The 15157-nt window shown below is 73.6% G+C and carries 18 protein-coding genes; 6 read left to right on the top strand and 12 right to left on the bottom strand.

The window, feature by feature from the left end:
* Positions 1–31: 31 nt before the first annotated feature.
* From BSB02_RS10000 to BSB02_RS09990, 3 genes are all read right to left on the bottom strand, one after another.
* Positions 32–661 carry an MFS transporter gene (locus BSB02_RS10000; RefSeq protein ID WP_143590446.1) on the bottom strand — a complete coding sequence of 210 codons (630 nt, stop codon included), beginning with the start codon at positions 659–661 and terminating at the stop codon, positions 32–34.
* A complete protein-coding gene (locus tag BSB02_RS09995) occupies positions 658–1278 on the bottom strand; it encodes a copper resistance CopC family protein (RefSeq protein ID WP_158088597.1) in 621 nt (206 codons plus the stop codon). The genes BSB02_RS10000 and BSB02_RS09995 overlap by 4 nt, the downstream gene beginning before the upstream one ends.
* A 100-nt stretch (positions 1279–1378) precedes the next feature.
* A complete protein-coding gene (locus BSB02_RS09990) occupies positions 1379–1945 on the bottom strand; it encodes a hypothetical protein (protein ID WP_084958446.1) in 567 nt (188 codons plus the stop codon).
* A 66-nt stretch (positions 1946–2011) separates the two neighbouring features.
* Here BSB02_RS09990 and BSB02_RS09985 point away from each other — a divergent pair, with 66 nt between their 5' ends.
* Entirely contained in the window at positions 2012–2284 is a 273-nt protein-coding gene (locus BSB02_RS09985; RefSeq protein WP_084958445.1) for an SDR family oxidoreductase, read from the top strand.
* Here BSB02_RS09985 and BSB02_RS09980 read toward each other — a convergent pair.
* A complete protein-coding gene (locus tag BSB02_RS09980; RefSeq protein WP_084958444.1) occupies positions 2281–2655 on the bottom strand; it encodes an ArsC/Spx/MgsR family protein in 375 nt (124 codons plus the stop codon). The two genes, BSB02_RS09985 and BSB02_RS09980, sit on opposite strands and share 4 nt — an antisense overlap.
* A 50-nt stretch (positions 2656–2705) precedes the next feature.
* Positions 2706–3284: a TetR/AcrR family transcriptional regulator gene (locus tag BSB02_RS09975; protein ID WP_084958443.1), complete on the bottom strand. Its 579-nt coding sequence runs from the start codon at positions 3282–3284 to the stop codon at positions 2706–2708.
* 76 nt (positions 3285–3360) lie between these two features.
* Between BSB02_RS09975 and BSB02_RS09970 the strand changes: the two genes are divergently transcribed.
* Positions 3361–4527: a cytochrome P450 gene (locus tag BSB02_RS09970; protein WP_240506318.1), complete on the top strand. Its 1167-nt coding sequence runs from the start codon at positions 3361–3363 to the stop codon at positions 4525–4527.
* A 30-nt stretch (positions 4528–4557) separates the two neighbouring features.
* Here BSB02_RS09970 and BSB02_RS09965 read toward each other — a convergent pair whose 3' ends face one another.
* Positions 4558–5802, bottom strand: coding sequence for an MFS transporter (locus tag BSB02_RS09965; protein WP_084958441.1), 1245 nt, complete (start codon positions 5800–5802; stop codon positions 4558–4560).
* A gap of 102 nt (positions 5803–5904) precedes the next feature.
* On the opposite strand from BSB02_RS09965, the gene BSB02_RS09960 reads away from it, so the two are divergent.
* Positions 5905–6558: an ArsR/SmtB family transcription factor gene (locus BSB02_RS09960; RefSeq protein ID WP_084958440.1), complete on the top strand. Its 654-nt coding sequence runs from the start codon at positions 5905–5907 to the stop codon at positions 6556–6558.
* 11 nt (positions 6559–6569) lie between these two features.
* Here BSB02_RS09960 and BSB02_RS09955 read toward each other — a convergent pair whose 3' ends face one another.
* Positions 6570–6962 (bottom strand): sensor histidine kinase, encoded by a 393-nt coding sequence (locus BSB02_RS09955; protein ID WP_084958439.1) that lies wholly within the window; start codon positions 6960–6962, stop codon positions 6570–6572.
* A gap of 418 nt (positions 6963–7380) precedes the next feature.
* Between BSB02_RS09955 and BSB02_RS09950 the strand changes: the two genes are divergently transcribed.
* Complete coding sequence (locus tag BSB02_RS09950; RefSeq protein WP_084958438.1) at positions 7381–8454, top strand: cytochrome P450 family protein; 1074 nt, start codon at positions 7381–7383, stop codon at positions 8452–8454.
* Positions 8455–8478: 24 nt separating this feature from the next.
* On the opposite strand, the gene BSB02_RS09945 is transcribed toward BSB02_RS09950, so the two are convergent.
* The 3 genes from BSB02_RS09945 to BSB02_RS09935 are packed head-to-tail and all read right to left on the bottom strand — an operon-like array spanning position 8479 to position 9887.
* On the bottom strand, positions 8479–8673 hold the full coding sequence (locus tag BSB02_RS09945; protein ID WP_084958437.1) for a methyltransferase domain-containing protein: 195 nt from the start codon (positions 8671–8673) through the stop codon (positions 8479–8481).
* Between the two features lie 28 nt (positions 8674–8701).
* On the bottom strand, positions 8702–9316 hold the full coding sequence (locus BSB02_RS09940; protein WP_206184605.1) for a MarR family winged helix-turn-helix transcriptional regulator: 615 nt from the start codon (positions 9314–9316) through the stop codon (positions 8702–8704).
* Positions 9306–9887 carry a protoglobin domain-containing protein gene (locus BSB02_RS09935; protein ID WP_084958435.1) on the bottom strand — a complete coding sequence of 194 codons (582 nt, stop codon included), beginning with the start codon at positions 9885–9887 and terminating at the stop codon, positions 9306–9308. The genes BSB02_RS09940 and BSB02_RS09935 overlap by 11 nt, the downstream gene beginning before the upstream one ends.
* 412 nt (positions 9888–10299) lie before the next feature.
* On the opposite strand from BSB02_RS09935, the gene BSB02_RS09930 reads away from it, so the two are divergent.
* Positions 10300–10878: a DUF1062 domain-containing protein gene (locus BSB02_RS09930; protein ID WP_240506317.1), complete on the top strand. Its 579-nt coding sequence runs from the start codon at positions 10300–10302 to the stop codon at positions 10876–10878.
* Positions 10879–10965: 87 nt separating this feature from the next.
* Here BSB02_RS09930 and BSB02_RS09925 read toward each other — a convergent pair whose 3' ends face one another.
* Positions 10966–12360 carry a pectate lyase family protein gene (locus BSB02_RS09925; protein WP_084958433.1) on the bottom strand — a complete coding sequence of 465 codons (1395 nt, stop codon included), beginning with the start codon at positions 12358–12360 and terminating at the stop codon, positions 10966–10968.
* 341 nt (positions 12361–12701) lie between these two features.
* Between BSB02_RS09925 and BSB02_RS09920 the strand changes: the two genes are divergently transcribed.
* The gene (locus BSB02_RS09920; protein WP_084958432.1) at positions 12702–13661 is read left to right on the top strand and encodes a TAXI family TRAP transporter solute-binding subunit; all 960 of its coding nucleotides are present in this window, start codon (positions 12702–12704) and stop codon (positions 13659–13661) included.
* A gap of 14 nt (positions 13662–13675) precedes the next feature.
* Here the strand turns inward: BSB02_RS09920 and BSB02_RS09915 are convergent, their stop codons facing one another.
* Positions 13676–15154, bottom strand: coding sequence for a sensor histidine kinase (locus BSB02_RS09915; RefSeq protein ID WP_084958431.1), 1479 nt, complete (start codon positions 15152–15154; stop codon positions 13676–13678).
* Positions 15155–15157: the final 3 nt, after the last annotated feature.

Raw genomic sequence — 15157 nt, 5'->3', positions numbered from 1 at the left:
CCCTTTCGTCGCGGGTGTGGAGTGTGGGACTTCACGAACCGGCGAGAAAGGGAGGACCTCGGCGGACGACCGCGTGCCGCAGCAGGCGGCCCGGGTGCGGGCGCCGCGGACCCCGGTCCGGCGCGGGCGGCCGGGCGGGCGGTTCCGGAAGCGTGGAGGCTGTCGTGGAGGCCGGCAACGCCCGCAGGCGCCGTACGGCACGCGCGCCGGCGATGCGCAGCAACGACCACAGCGCCGCCTCGCCACGCGCCAGCCACCACCCGGTGATGAGCGTGGCGGTCAGGTGGCCCAGTGTCATGCCCGCGTCGACGACCAGCCCGCCACGGTGCGGCAGGCCCGCCGCCGGTGCGGCGTTCCACGTGAACAGCCCGTGCAGGAACAGCTGTGCCGCGCCCAGCGCCACGACGACCAACGCGGGCGGGCGTTCCCGTCCCGCGAGGACAGCGGCCGCCGACGCGACGACGGCGAAGCCGGGCGCCACCGTACCGGCGGTGACGCCCGACCCCCCGGCGAGGTGATGACCCAGGGCGGCCAGCCCCAGGCACACGACCGAGAACGCGCCCGCCCGCGCGATGCGCAGCGGCAGCCGGGCGCGTACGGCATCGCCCCGGCCGGTGTGGCCGGGGAGGGCGGCGGCCCGGGCGGTGAGCCCGGCGCTCACGCCGTGTCCGGCCCGTCCCCTCGCCGGGCGCGCAGCCAGAGCCCGACCCCGGCGATCACCAGCACGGCCGCCACCGCCCACAGCCATCCGGGCAGGCCCGGCCGCCCCTGCGAGGCGGCGGCGAGGTCCTCCCCCGCCTGCCGGGAAGCGGCCGGCGAGGCGGCAGGGGACGCGGGAGGAGAAGCGGCAGAGGAGGCCGGAGACGGTTGCGCGCTGGACGCGGGCGTGGCCCGGCCGGCCACCGTGAACGGTGTCTCCCCCTCGATCGGGTGGCCGTCGGAGGACACCACCCGCCAGGCGATCACGTAGGCCCCCGGCGCCAGCCGTTCGGTCACGTCGGCGACGACCTTGTGGCCGGCGACCACCGGCTTGCCCAGGGCGACCTGGCGGCCGTCCCGATCGTGCAGGACGACCGTGGGAAACCTGACGCGGGAGGTGTATTCCAGCTCGATCCGCTCCACCTCGGCCACCTCTGCGCCCTTGGCGGGCGAGCTGCTCTTGAGCCGGTCATGCGCGAGCGCCGGGGAGGCGGCGGTGAACATCAACGCTCCGCAGCCCAGCACCACGGCGGCCAGGCTGCGGACGAATCGCGGCGACAACGCCGTCGGCAACGCCATCGACAACTCCAGACGAGTACCCCGGAACATCCGGGACAGGGTGCGCCGCTGCCGGCGCCTGGTCACTGGAGCGCGCCGGAGGCGTGGGGCAGCGGTGCCCTCACCCGGCGCGACGGCGGCAGGGCGGCCCGCGCAGGTGGACGGCGGCCGTCCGCTCCCAGGGGGACCAGGCCACAGGCTGTCCGTCCGGTACGGCCGGCCGCACCGCCGGCGGCGTGACGGCCGTGCCGAGCGGCAGCCGGCGCGCCCATCCCAGCGACGGGGCGGCCCACAGGCGCAGCACCAGCCACAGCGCGCTCTCCCCGCGGTGCAGCCACCATCCGGTCAGCCACGCCACCACCCCGTGGACCAGCACCATGCCCACGCTGGGCCGGCCGTGGCCGGCGTGCAGCTCGGGGACGGGCGCCGCCAGCGTGAACAGCTCGTGCAGGACGGCCTGGGCGCTGATCGTCACGGCGAGCACGGTTCCGAGGCCGCGCTCACGGCCGTTGAACCCGTAGGCCAGCGCCAGGGCGCCGGCGCCGCCGGCGAGCAGCACGCCCGGCGGTATCGCGCCCCCGCCGGCGAACAGATGCCCGCCCGCGGAGACGACGACGCACACCAGCGCGAAGGCAGTGGCTCGTGCGAGGCGCAGGGCCGGTTCCCCGGGGGACACAAGCGCCATCATCGCAGGCCCTCCCCTGGGCGCAAAGCCGTATCCGGACATGAGCGGGTGTAGCCGCGCGAGCCCCGGCTGCACCCACGCGGTGACGCCAGGCAGCTGGCCCACGAGCTGGGCCCGGTCGGCATCCGGGTCAACTGCGTGGCGCCCTCGACCATCCTCACCGGCCGCCTGGAGGCCGGGATGCCCCAGGAGTTCACGGACAGGATGCTCGCCGACCACCCACTCGGCCGCCTCGGCCACCCGCTGGACGTGGCCAACGTGACGGCCTTCCTGTCCTCGGAGGCCTCCTCCTGGCTCACCGGGCTGACCATCGACGTGGCCGGCGGCAGGTGGATGCCCTAGCGTGCCCGCCGGCTCGCGCGGATCGCGCCGGCCACGGCCTCGGGTGAGCGGGCCACCACGGCGCTGGCGTCGTCCACGGTGATGATCGGGCGCTGGATCAGGATCGGGTGGCGGGCGAGCGCCTCGATCCACCGTTCGCGGGCGGCCTCGTCGCGCGGCCAGGAGGCCAGGTCCAGCTCGGCGGCGACGGGCTCGCCCAGCCTGGCGACGTCCCAGGGTTCGAGGCCGAGCCGCCGCAGCACCTCGCGGAGCTCCGGCACGCTGGGCGGGTCCTCCAGGTAGTGGCGGACCGTGTAGTCGGCCGCCTCGGCGTCCAGGAGGCTCAGCGCCGACCGGCACTTGGAGCAGTCCGGGTTGATCCAGATTTCCATGGCGTCATCCTGCCAGCGGTGGGATCGGCGGCAGCGCGGGCCGGCCGGGTCTAGCGGGGCTGGGCCGCCTGGATGACGCCGTGGATCGCCGCGCCGATGCGCTCGGCGGCGGCGTCGGGGTCGGGCCGGCCGGCGTCGAGCCAGGCGATCACGCTTTCGATCGCCACGGTCGGGATGAGGCGGGAGGCCCAGTCCGCCCACGGGCCGGGGGGAATGCGGGGGGCCAGGTTCTTGCGCGCGATCTCGACCGAGGCGGCGGTCAGGGTGTCGGTCAGATCGCGGAACTCCGGCTCGCGGGCCGCGTGGCGGAACAGCAGCCGGAAGCCGTCGGGGTCGGCGGCGGCGGCGCGCAGCAGCGACGGGATGGCCTCGCCGCCGAAGTCGTCCGCCCCCACCTGCTCGACGAGGCGGGTGCAGGCGCGGTCGAGCACCGCGCGGTACATGTCGGTCTTGGACTCGAAGTGCCGGTACAGGATCACCCGGGTGATCCCGGCCTCGGCGGCCACGTCGTCGAGGCTGGTGGCGGCGAATCCGGCCCGGGCGAAGGCCCGTGTGGCCGCGTCGAGGATCTGCTCGCGCCGCTCGGCCCGGCGCATCCGGCGGACCGGCGCCGCCTGTTGTGCCGTCATCGCCACCCCCCTCTTGTGTACTCGGAAGTTTACATATAGCTTTTATTTACATCTGAGTATACAAATGGGAGTAGACATGACACCGCGGCTTCCCTTCGCCCGGTCGCATCCGCTCCAGACCCCCGCCCAGCTGCGCGCCCTGCGGGAACGGGGCGGTGTCCACAGGGTCCGCACCCGCGTGGGCCACGACGCCTGGCTGGTCACCGGTTATGAGGAGGCACGGCGGCTGCTGTCCGACGACCGGCTCGGCCGCGCCCACCCCGACCCGGGCAACGCCGCCCGCACCGGCGAGTCGGCCCTGTTCGGCGGGCCCCTCGGCGACTTTGAGACCGAGGCGACCGATCATGCCCGGATGCGGGCCATGCTCCAGCCGCAGTTCTCCCCCAGGCGCATGCGCGCCTTCCGGCCGCGCGTCGAGGCGCTCACCGCCGAGCTGCTGGACCGGCTCGGCCGCCTGCGCCCGCCCGCCGACCTGCATCGGGAGCTGGCGCTCCCCCTGCCCATCCTGGTGATCTGTGAGCTGCTCGGCGTGCCGTACGAGGACAGGGACCACTTCCGCGCCTGGGCCGACGCCGCCGCCGACGTGACCGACCGCGCCCGCTCCGAGAAGGGCCTGGCCGACCTGTTCGGCTACGGCCGGCAGCTGGTGGACCGCAGGCGCGGCCGGCCGGGTGACGACTTCGTCTCCCGGCTCCTGGCCGACGGCGTGCCCGAGGACGAGGTCGCCATGATGGCGATGCTCATGCTGTTCGCCGGCCACGAGACCACGGTCGTGGCGATCGGCCTGGGCGCGCTGTCCCTGCTCGCCGAGCCCGCCCAATGGCGGGCGCTGGCCGAGGACCCGTCGCTCATCCCCGGCGCGGTGGAGGAGCTGCTGCGCTGGCCCGGCAAGGGCGGCGGCGGCATCCCCCGCTACGCCCGCGCCGACATCGAGCTGGACGGCGTCACCATCCGCGCCGGGGAGCTGGTCCTGCTGGACAACGGGTCGGCCAACCACGACCCGGCCGCCTTCCCCGACCCCGACCGGCTCGACGTGACGCGGCAGGCCGCCCACCACCTCACCTTCGGGCACGGCCTGCGCTACTGCCTGGGCGCCCCGCTGGCCCGCATCGAGCTTCAGGCGGTCTTCACCCGGCTCGTCCCGCGCTTTCCCACGATGCGGCTGGCCGTACCGGTGGAGGAGCTGCGGCTGCACGACACCAAGCTGACCGGCGGCCTGGTGGAGCTGCCGGTGGAGTGGTGAGGCGGCGTTCCGGCGCCCGTAGGGGTGGCGTCATGGGCCCGCCTTCCCTCTCGCGTGGGTCTCGTACATGCGCACAGCGACCAGCAGGCCGGAGGCCGCGGTGAGCGCGGCGACCGTCCAGATCGCCGCGGCGACGCCGTACAGGTCGGCGACCACGCCGGACAGCAGGGCGCCGGCCGCGAAGCCGCCGTCGCGCCAGAGCCGGTAGACCCCGACCGCGCGGGCCCGCCACGAGGGGTGGGCGACGTCGCCGACGGCGGCCAGCAGGGTGGGGTAGACCATCGCCGTGCCCGCGCCGAGGACGACCAGCGCGGCGGCCCAGGTCGCCGGGCTCGTGGTCACCGCGACGACCGCCAGCGCCAGCCCTTGGGCGAGCATGCCGGAGGCGATCAGCCACTTGCGTCCCCAGCGGTCCGACAGCGCGCCGGTGGCCATCTGGCCGACGCCCCAGACGGCCAGGTACAGGGCCGACAGCAAGCCGATCCCGGCTATGGGCAGGCCGTGCGCGGCGAACAGGATCGGCAGCAGGCCCCAGGCCAGGCCGTCGTTGAGGTTGTTGACCAGCCCGGCCTGGCTCACCGACGACAGCGCGGGCTCCCTGAAGCTGGTCAGGACGAAGACCTGCCGGGTGGACAGGCCGCCGTGCGGGGTGCCCGCCTCGTGGCGGGCGTGGCCGCGGGTCTCCCTCACCGCCAGCGTGGACAGCCCCAGCCCCAGCGCGGCGAAGGCGGCGCCCAGCAGGAAGGGCGCCGGGCGCAGGCCGTACTGCTGGGCCAGGGCGCCGGTGGCCATCGCGGTGATCGCGACCGCGACGTACCCGGCGGCCTCGTTGAGGCCCATGGCCAGGCCGCGGCGCCGCGGCCCGACCAGGTCGATCTTCATGATGACGGTGGTGGACCAGGTCAGGCCCTGGTTGACGCCGAGCAGCACGTTGGCGGCGATCACCCAGCTCCACGCCGGGGCCCAGATCAGCAGCAGCGGCACCGGCAGCCCTGCCAGCCAGCCCGCGACCAGGACGGGCTTGCGGCCGTAGCGGTCGGACAGGGTGCCGGCGAAGAAGTTCGTGACGGCCTTGACGACGCCGAAGGTGAGGATGAAGGTCAGCGCGCTGGTGGCGGCGGTGAGCCGGAAGGCCTGCTCGGCCAGCAGCGGCACGACCACGCGCTCCTGGCCGAGCAGGCCCCCGACCAGGGCGTTGACCGCGACCAGGAGGGTGAACTGCGCCAGGTTGGCGCGCAGCCCGAGCCGCACCGGGGTGGGTGCGGGCCGGGTCACGGCCCTTCCTCCAGGTCCCGGCCCTCGCCGAGATCGTCCGGCACGGGGATGACCATGACTACCTCCTCCTACACTATTCCATAAATTAATGGAGGAGTCTCAATGGGCGACAAGACAGCGCTGTTCGAAGCCTTCGCGCAGGTCGGCAAGGCACTGGGCAACGCCAGGCGGCTGGAGCTGATGGAGCTGCTGGCCCAGGGCGAGCGGTCGGTGGAGATCCTGGCCGCCGCCGCCGGGCTCGGGCTGACCAGCGCCTCCAACCACCTGCAGGTGCTCAGGCAGGCCGGCCTGGTGGCCACCCGCAGGCAGGGCACCAAGGTCTTCTACCGGCTGGCCGGCCGGGACGTCGCCGAGCTGTGGGCCCTCATCCGCCAGGTCGCCGCCGCCCACCTGGCCGAGGTGGACCGCGCCCGCGCCGCCTACCTGGGTCCGGGCGACGTCGAGCAGATCACCAGGGCCGAGCTGCTGCGCCGGATCCGGGACGGCGACGTCACCGTGGTCGACGTCCGCCCGCGCGAGGAGTACGCGGCGGGCCACATCCCGGGCGCGCTGTCGATCCCGGTGGATGAGCTGCTGGACCGCCTCGCCGAGCTTCCCGAGGACGGCACCGTGGTGGCCTACTGCCGGGGGACCTACTGCGTGTTCGCGCACGAAGCGGTCCGCACCCTGCTCGCGCACGGGCGCAGGGCGATGCGCCTGGAGGACGGCATGCTCGAATGGCGCCTGGCCGGCCTGCCCGTGGCGACCGCGGCGTGATCCCGTTCACCTCACCGGCGGGCCGAGGGAATCACGCCGCTCACGGTCGTCCCGTGGCCGGGCACGTGGTTGACCGACACGCGCCCGCCGAGCGCGGCGAAGCGGGCGCGCAGCTCCGTGACGTCCCACGGCTGCCCCGTGCCGTCGTCGCTGACGGTCATCCGCAGCCCCGCGCCGGACACGGTCACGGCCACCGAGACCGTCCGCGCGTGGCTGGCACGCTCCACCAGAGCGAGCGCCTCCCGCAGCGCCGCGAGAACACCGGCGGCCACGGGCGCGGGCACCTCTACGGACGGCAGGGCCCAGATCTCCACCGCGACACCGCTCCGGGGCGACCAGTCGCCCAGGCACTCCTCGATCGCCTCCGCCAGGCCGCGTTCACCGCGTAGGCGTGCCTCATCCATGCGGTCCAACTTTCGTGATCGGTGCGCGCCCGAGGTCGCGGCAGGCCGGCGTTGTCGAGGTCGCGTCAGGAGAGCCATCGGAGGGGATGCGCGCGCCGACCGGCATCCGCTGGATGGCGCTTCAGCCGGCGGACGGGGTCACCTTCATGGTGGCATCTCGCCGGGCGATCGCGCGTGATACTCATGGGTTGCCTACCCGTGAAAAGGCTGTTTATCGCGCCGCAAATTCCGTGTCATTCCGCGTCATTCCGCGTCATTCCGTGTCATTGCGTGTCATGCTGCGTCATTCGGCGTCCTCGTTCCGGCACGCCGATGATCCACCGGCGTAAGCTTTCCTCATGGCTCCTGCATTCACCCTCGATCCCGGCGAAACCGGCATGGCGCCATGGCTCGCGGACGGGCGAATGAGCGGACCGCGATGAGCGTGGAGCGCCTGGAATGGCCCGGCGGCCTGTACGGCTGGCTGGTCAAGGATTACGAAGAGGCGAGAAACGCGCTCAACGACGCCCGGTTGAGCAAGGATCCGCGAAACGCGCCGCCCGAATGGCAGGCGGCCGGGCGCGGCAGGCCGCTGGAAGACCGGCAGGGCCTGGGCACCCACCTGCTGACCATGGATCCGCCCGAGCACACCGAGGTCCGCGCGGTGCTCTCCCCGCACTTCCGCCCCCGGGCGCTGGAACGGCTGCGGCCCCGCATCGAGCAGGTCGCGAGCGACCTCGCCGGCGGGTTGACCGGCCAGGTAGACCTCATCGGCCGGTTCGCCGCGCCGCTGTCGATGACGGTGATCTGCGAGCTGCTGGGTGTGACGCGCCGCGACACGGGCAGGTGGGCGGACGCCGTGGTCGCCGAAGGCGACCGCGAGGCCGCGCTGCGCGAGTTCGCCGCCTTCATCCCCGACCTGGTCGCGAGCAAGCGGCGCGAGCCCGGAGCGGACCTGGTGAGCGTGCTGGCCGACGGGCGGCTGCCGGAACCGCACCTGGTCAACTCGATCTTCCTGTTGCTCATCGCCGGCTACGAGACCACGGTCGACCTGATCGGCAACGGGATGCTGGCCCTGCTGACCCATCCCGGCCAGCTCGCGCTGCTGCGCGACCGGCCCGGGCTGCTGCCCGCGGCGGTGGAGGAGCTGCTGCGCTACGACGGCCCGGTCGGGCGATCGACCTGGCGGTTCGCCGTCGAGCCTGTGCGGATCGGCGGCAGGCTCCTGGAGGAGGGCGAACCGATCCTGGTGGCGCTGCACGAGGCCAACCGCGGCCTGGACCCCGCCCTGGACGTCACCAGGGCGCACAATCCGCACCTGGCCTTCGGGTACGGCAGGCACTACTGCCTGGGCGCGCATCTGGCCAGGCTCGAGGCGACCGTGGCGGTGCGCGCGCTCATCGGCAAAGACCTGGAGCTCGCCGTACCCGCGCACACCCTGGAGCGGCGGCGCAGCCTCACCCTGCGCGGGCTGCGGGCGCTGCCGGTCACCGTGGGGCGCCGGCCGCGGTGACGCCAGGCGCGACGTTCTCACCGGTCAGCGGCGCGTCCCACGTCTCCACCTCCACGCGGCGGCCGGCATCGTGGCCGAGCCGTCCACGCCCACGATCCGCCCGCAGGGCATGGCCCGGCGCAGCGCTCCCTCCCCGCAGCCGATGTCCAGGATCAGGCGCGCTCCCGCCCGGGTGAGCACGGCGGCGACGTGATCGTGCCGTCTCGCCGCATCGGCCACGGGCCGGGACCTGGTGCGTGCGGGCGCATCAGCCGCGTGCCTGAGCCGGCTCGTGCTCGGGGCAGTCGACGCGGAGCTCGGCCGCCGGCAGCGGCTGCTCCAGCAGCCCGCAGAAGTGCGGCGCGGCCGGGTCGTCGCGGACGTCGCGGCCGAAGAACCGGCACGACACGCAGCTGCGGTCGACGGTGATCACGCCGGCGCGGCGGAGCCCGGCGATGAGGTCGAGCGCCGAGCGCAGCAGCGCCTCCCGCTCCGGTCTGGGCAGCCTGCCGATGCTCTCGACCAGCGGGCCGTCCCAGCCGGTGAGCGTGGCGGCGAGCCGTTCGCCCTCGGGGGTCAGCGCGAGCTCCCGGCGGCGGGCGTCGCCCGGCACCGGGATGCGGGCCAGGAGGCCCTTGCGCTCCAGCGCGGTGACCGCGTCGCTCATCGTCGGCGCGGTCACCGCGAACTCCTCGGCGAGCGCACCGACCCGGCGCCGCTCGGCCGGCTGGGAGGCGAGCGCGAGCAGGGCGTTGAGCTGGACCACGCTGAGCCCGTGTGCCTGCGCTCCGGCCACCGCGAGCGTCCTGATCGCGGTGGTCAGCCGTTCGAGCGCGTCGGCCAGGCGGCGGTCGAGCCGGCCGTCCGGTTCCTCACCATTCACGGACATCAGCGTAGGCGCGCGACCACAGGGCGACCTGCAGCACGACGGCCTTGAACCAGGCCTGGAACATCGCCTCCACCTGCTCCGGCGAGTGGCCCTTGCGCTCCAGGAACGGGCGGATCGTGGCGGTGATCGGGTAGATCAGCGCGATGACGTGGCGGAGCGGCACGTACGGCGCGGCGTCGGCCTGGTCGGTGCCGTTCTTCTTGGCGGTGGTGTGGCGCAGGCCGATCTCGTGCTGGTAGTCCAGCCACGCCTGGTCGTACGGCCGGCGGCAGGTGTCGAGGATCCACTGCCCGAACCGGGCACGGACGCGGTCGAGGTAGTGCCCGTCCGGCTTGCCGTCGGCGGTGGCGAACACCGCCAGCAGGTGGGGGTTCGCGCCGACGAACCCGTACCACACGTCCAGGACGTCCTCCACCTGGTCCTCCAGCACGTCGCCGGCCAGCCGCAGCGCCTGCTCGTCCTCCGGCCCGAGCAGCACGCTCGCGCGCAGGTCGGCCAGCTCCTCCAGCGTGACCGGGGATCGGTCCGCCTCGCCGTACAGGTAGCCCGGGATCGTCGCCGTCATGGCCGCCCTCCTTTACTTAGGAGTCCTAAGTTTCTTGCCGTATCGGCATCGTGACCCGCCCGGCGCGGCCGGGTCAAGGTGGCGGGCACGGTCAGGACCGGGCTTTTACCCGGATGCCCGCGGGCGGATAAATGGATTGCGGTCCCGCGGGCGGCCCCGTAACTTGCGACCGGCATCGCCGAATCCGTCGTGAGGACCACCGCGTGACCCCGCCTGCTCTCTTGGCCTGACACCTTCCGTAGCGCTTCGTCGCCGACCCCGCCGGCGCCGCCGGGCCGTCCCCGGTCCGGCGCGCCGCCGCCGTCGGCCTTGCCGGGACGTCCCGGCTCTTCAGCGTTTCCGGCCGTCGCGTGACGGCCTTTCGTCAGGCCCTAGAGAGACCATGTCTTCACAACCTCATAAAGGTCATGTCGTGCTGTCCTGGGCGGTGCGGCGGACCCGCCTGCCCCTGCTCTCCCTCCGCTGCCTGGAGTGCGGATCGGCGGTGGCCACCGCCGAGGAGGGCAAGTTCCGGGTGAACGCCAACGGCAAGCTGCTGGACGTGTGGCTCCTCGTCCACTGCGTCTCCTGCGGCCACACCTCGAAGATCGCCGTACGCGAGCGGGTCCCGGTGCGGTCCGTCGCCCCCGACCGGCTTCACGCGTTCGAGACCAACGATCCGGCGCTCGTCGCCCAGACGCTCCTGGACCCGCTGGTCGCCCGGCGCAACCGGTTCGCCCTCGACTGGACGGGCGCGTGGCGCCTGCACACGCCACCGGATCCGCCCGCGGACACCGGCTGGCCGTTCCGGGTGGAGGTCGGGTTCCACGACCCCGTCCCCGTCCGCCCGGAACGGCTGATCGCCCACGGCCTCGGCATCAGCCGCGGCGACGTCAGGCACCGGATCAAGTGCGACGTCCCCCTCAACCGCAGGACGACGACAGGTTTCGGCTTCGTCGTCTTCCCCGGCCATCAGGCCCAGGCCGGAGACGAGCAGCCGCCTGAGCCCTGATCCAGCCCGGGCGGGCGAAGCCGCGGCGGCCTGCGACCGGCCGACACCGGCCGCAGGCCGCCGCCTGCGCCTCACCCCGGAGCGCCGTCACAGCTTGCCGGCGCCCGCGCCCGCCATGACGGAGGACTTCACGGTGCCGACGTTCTCCACGGTGTAACCGTAGGGAACCGCGGCCACCGAGCCGTTGGTCTCGCACGGGCCGGAATTGGTCAGCAGGTTGCCTCGCGCGACCAGCCGTCCGGGATCGGAGTCCGCGTAGCCGCTGGCCGACCAGCACGCCTGCTGCACGTTCTCGAACACGTTGCCCTCGACGAGCAGCCCGGCGTCCATGGTGGAGGCGATGGCGTACGACGAGGAGTTGCGCCGGATGTTGGAGTAGTAGTTGTTGAACACGTGGACCGTCTCGCCGAAGCGCACCCGCGGGCTGCGTTCGAAGGTCGTGTCGAACCAGTTGTGGTGGTAGGTGATCCTCAGGTGGCCGCGGTCCTCGCCGGCGTTGCCGTCGGAGTGGCCGACCAGCGAGGTCTTCCAGTGGTTGCGGATGACGTTCCACGACACGGTGACGTAGTCGCAGGCGTGGGTGCAGTCCAGCATGCCGTCGTAGTAGTCGGGGTCGCTCTCGATGGTGCTGGACATGGTGTTGTGGTCGATCCAGACGTGGGTGGCGTTCTCGATCTGGATGGCGTCGTTGCCGGGCACCCCGCGGATGTTCATGTTCTGGATGATCACGTTGGCCGGGTGCATGTCCTCGATGTTGAGGGTGGTTCCGGAGATCCCGGAGTTCGCGCCGACGCCCCGGATCGTCTTGTCGGCCGCGATCTCGATCGTGCCCGAGCCGCTGAGCATGCCGTTGACCAGGATCGTCTTGGCGCCGGAGCTCTGTGCCTGGGTCCGGAAGTCGGCGAAGGCGGACACGGTGACCGTGGGCCCGCCCGCGCCGCCGGTCGTGCCGCCGCCCTGCGTGGCCCAGCCGACGATGCCGCCCGGTGGCGGGGGCGGCGGCGTGGTGCCGCCCGCCTCGAAGTCGACGTAGTCGATGTTGGGCAGGCCGCCCGAGGCGGTCGGGTTGAGCCGGACGGTGTTGCCGCCCGCGTTCACCGACACGGTCAGCGTCTTGGTGGCCCAGGTGTTCCACGCGCCGGTGGGCTCGAACGAGACATTCTGGACGGTGGCGCCGTTGACGATCAGGTCGGCGGGCCGGGCGGTCGTGGTTCCGTTGGCGAACCGCACGCTGAGCGTGGCGGTGCCGGCCGCGCCCGCGTTGACGGTGAACTGGGCGTAGGCGCCGGTGGCGTTGGCGCCGTTGCAGAACCCGCTGCCCGAGTACCCGGAATGGTTGCTGTCGATGGTGCCGCTGCAGACCGCGGGCGAGGTCTCGGCCTCATACCGCGTCGGCGCGGCGTGCGCGGCCGACGAGGGCAGGGCGACGAGCACGCCGGCTAACAGGCCGGCGCACGCGAGGACGGCTGTGGGACGCATCATCCTTCTCCACTGGTGTCGGTACGGCGGCGCGGGCGCGTCTTCCGGCGCCACGACGCCGCGCATGAGATCGCCTGGTGTCCTTGCCCGGGCAAAGCATGGAAGCGTCGACGTAACCAAGCCCACCTTAGGAAAGCGCTTTCCAAGCGTCAATGCCGGCGCCGCCCACCCGCCGGGCCCGACCGCATCCCCGCTGGCCAGGGGTCTATGGGCCCCGCGACGGCCGGTGAAACTTTCAGCGCGACGAGCCCTCCGGCCGTACGGCAAGGCCAACGGGGTCGGCAAGACCAGGCTGATGTCACCGGCCTGATGTCACCGGCGGCCCCCGTCCGTATCATCGCGGCATGACGCCGACCCCGCTGCGACGGCTCAGCCGGCGGGCGGTGCTCCTGGCCGCCGGAGCGCTGATCGCGGGATGCTCGCGGCGGCCCGAGATCGGCGAGGTCCGCCTGCGGCTGGCCACCGGCCCTGAGGGGGCGGTGTACCGGCGCATCGGCGGCTCGCTGGCCGAGCACATCACCGAGCAGGTGCCCGGGGCCACCGTGGTCACCGTGCCGAGCGGGGCGTCCACCGACAACATCCGGATGCTGCTGGCCGGCGAGGTGCACCTCGGGCTGACGAGCCTGGACGCGCTGATCACGACGGACGGCAGGGCGCCCGAGGGGCTGTCGGCGATCTGCCGCCTCTACGACAGCCACCTGCATCTCGTGGTCATGGCCGGTTCGGCGATTCGCGAGCTGCGGGACCTGGAGGGCAGGCGCACGTCCCTCGGCGCCCGCGACTCGGGCACCGAGTTCACCTCGCTGCGGGTGCTGGAGCTCGGCCGGGTGAAGGTCGACGGCCGGTACCTCAGCCAGGCCGAGTCGGCGGCGGCGCTGCGCGACGGCGAGATAGACGCGATGTTCTCCCTGACCGGGGTCCCGACGCCCGCCATCACGGAGCTGGCGCAGCGGCACCCGATCCGGTTGATCCCGCTGGAGGCGCAGGCGGACGCGCTGTTCTCGGCGTTCGCGGGTCCCTACACGCCGGCCATGATCCCCGCGACCGCCTACGCCGGCGTCCCGGCCACCCGCACCGTCGCCGTGCCGAACGTGCTTCTCGCGCGCGATGACCTGCCCGAGAACCTGGTCTACGCCATCACCGACACGATCTTCACGCACACCGGCACGATCACCTCCGCCGGAGGCGGCGGCGCCGAAGCCGTTCCCGAAGCGTGGCGGATCAACGTGCGCACGGGGATCTCCACCGCGTCGGTCCCGCTCCACCCCGGCGCGGCCGCCTGGTTCCGCGACCACAAGCGCTGATCCGAGACGCTGACTCAGGACTGCGGCGGAGCCGGAGAGCCGGGCCCCGGCGCCGGACCGGCCGGAGCGACGGGCAACGCGACCACCGCGGAGAACCCGTGCCCGGACCCGTCCGGGCGCGGCAGCCCCTCCTCCAGCCGCAGCTCGCCCCCGGCCGCCCCGACCAGGTCGGCGCAGATCGCCAGCCCCAGGCCGGTCCCCGGCACGTTCTGATGCCGCGGCGACCGCCAGAACCGCCGCAGCGCCTGGGCCCGCTCGGCCGGGTCGAGCCCCTGGCCGTCGTCGCGGACCGCGATCGCGACCACGCCCGCGGCGGCGTCGCCGTCTGCGGCGCCCGCGCCGCCGGGCAACACCCGGGCGCTCACCTCCACCACCCGCGCGTCCGACAGCCGCAGCGCGTTGCTGATCAGCTCGTCCAGGACGCTGCCCAGCCCGCCCGGCGGCTCAAGCAGCCGCAGCCCCGGCGGCACGTCGACCGCCAGCGTCTGCCCGGCCGTCGCCGTCAGGGCCCGCCACCGGTCCACCCGGGTCGCCAGCACCGCGTCGAGATCCACCGGCGACGCCGTCCGTATGCTCTCCATCCGCGCGCTGGCCTGCAGCGAGTTGAGCAGCCGCTGCATCGCCTTCAGCTCGTCGACGGCGACGTCGTAGGCCTGCCGCCCCTGGCCGGTCGGGCGCAGGTGGGGTTCGAGGCTCTCCACGGCGAGCCGGAGGCTGGTCAGCGGATTGCGCAGCTGGTGCGAGGCGTCGGACACGAACGCCCGCTGCCGCTGCACGGCGTTCTCGACCGCGTCCATCATGATGTTGAACGACTCCGCCAGCCGCCGCAGCTCGACCGGGCCGGCCTCGGCGTCCGCGCGGATCGTGAGGTCGCCCCGGGAGATCCGCGAGCTGGCCACGTCCAGCTCCCGCACCGGCCGCAGCACCCAGGCCGACACCGGCCAGGCGACGGCCACCAGCGCGACCAGCGGCAACAGCCCGAGCCCGGCGAGCTGGGCCCAGCGCACGAGGATGCGGCGGCGCGTCTTGGACAGGTCGGAGATCGTCACGACCGCGCCGACGACCTGGCTGTCCCGGCCGACCGGCTCGGCGACCACGAGCGCGGAGTCGTCCCACGGTGCCCATTCCCCGGACGGCTCGGATCTGCCCCCGGCCAGCGCCGCTGTCACGATCCGGGGCAGCGCCGGCTCGGTCCGCGCCGCCTTGCCGTACGCGCCGGCCGGCCCGAGCAGGATCCTGCCCGAGGTGTCGATCACCGCGGCCGGGATGCCGTACAGCTCGTGGTAGCGCGCCAGCTCCTGCTGGAGCGCCGCGGTCCGCCCGGTCGACAGCGCGGTCTCGGCCAGCGACGCGAACCGGCCCACGTCGTTGAGCCGGTCGACGTAGGTCTCCTGCATCTCCCGCTCGGCCACGGTGACGCTGAGCGGCACCCCGAGCGCGGCGACCAGCAGTACCGCGAGGGGGACCAGGACGACGAGCAGGCGGCGGTGCACGGC

Source organism: Thermoactinospora rubra, from assembly GCF_002093975.1.
Lineage (GTDB): Bacteria > Actinomycetota > Actinomycetes > Streptosporangiales > Streptosporangiaceae > Nonomuraea > Nonomuraea rubra_A.
The sequence above is the reverse complement of the archived record's forward strand: the minus strand, read 5'-3'. Positions and strand labels throughout refer to the sequence as shown.

Bases quoted from the DNA above. Each gene is read 5' to 3' on its own strand.
- BSB02_RS09995 (WP_158088597.1), bottom strand. From the start codon at position 1,278: ATGGCGTTGCCGACGGCGTTGTCGCCGCGATTCGTCCGCAGCCTGGCC.
- BSB02_RS09990 (WP_084958446.1), bottom strand. From the start codon at position 1,945: ATGATGGCGCTTGTGTCCCCCGGGGAACCGGCCCTGCGCCTCGCACGA.
- BSB02_RS09980 (WP_084958444.1), bottom strand. From the start codon at position 2,655: ATGGAAATCTGGATCAACCCGGACTGCTCCAAGTGCCGGTCGGCGCTG.
- BSB02_RS09975 (WP_084958443.1), bottom strand. From the start codon at position 3,284: ATGACGGCACAACAGGCGGCGCCGGTCCGCCGGATGCGCCGGGCCGAG.
- BSB02_RS09970 (WP_240506318.1), top strand. From the start codon at position 3,361: ATGACACCGCGGCTTCCCTTCGCCCGGTCGCATCCGCTCCAGACCCCC.
- BSB02_RS09960 (WP_084958440.1), top strand. From the start codon at position 5,905: ATGGGCGACAAGACAGCGCTGTTCGAAGCCTTCGCGCAGGTCGGCAAG.
- BSB02_RS09955 (WP_084958439.1), bottom strand. From the start codon at position 6,962: ATGGATGAGGCACGCCTACGCGGTGAACGCGGCCTGGCGGAGGCGATC.
- BSB02_RS09950 (WP_084958438.1), top strand. From the start codon at position 7,381: ATGAGCGTGGAGCGCCTGGAATGGCCCGGCGGCCTGTACGGCTGGCTG.
- BSB02_RS09935 (WP_084958435.1), bottom strand. From the start codon at position 9,887: ATGACGGCGACGATCCCGGGCTACCTGTACGGCGAGGCGGACCGATCC.
- BSB02_RS09925 (WP_084958433.1), bottom strand. From the start codon at position 12,360: ATGATGCGTCCCACAGCCGTCCTCGCGTGCGCCGGCCTGTTAGCCGGC.
- BSB02_RS09920 (WP_084958432.1), top strand. From the start codon at position 12,702: ATGACGCCGACCCCGCTGCGACGGCTCAGCCGGCGGGCGGTGCTCCTG.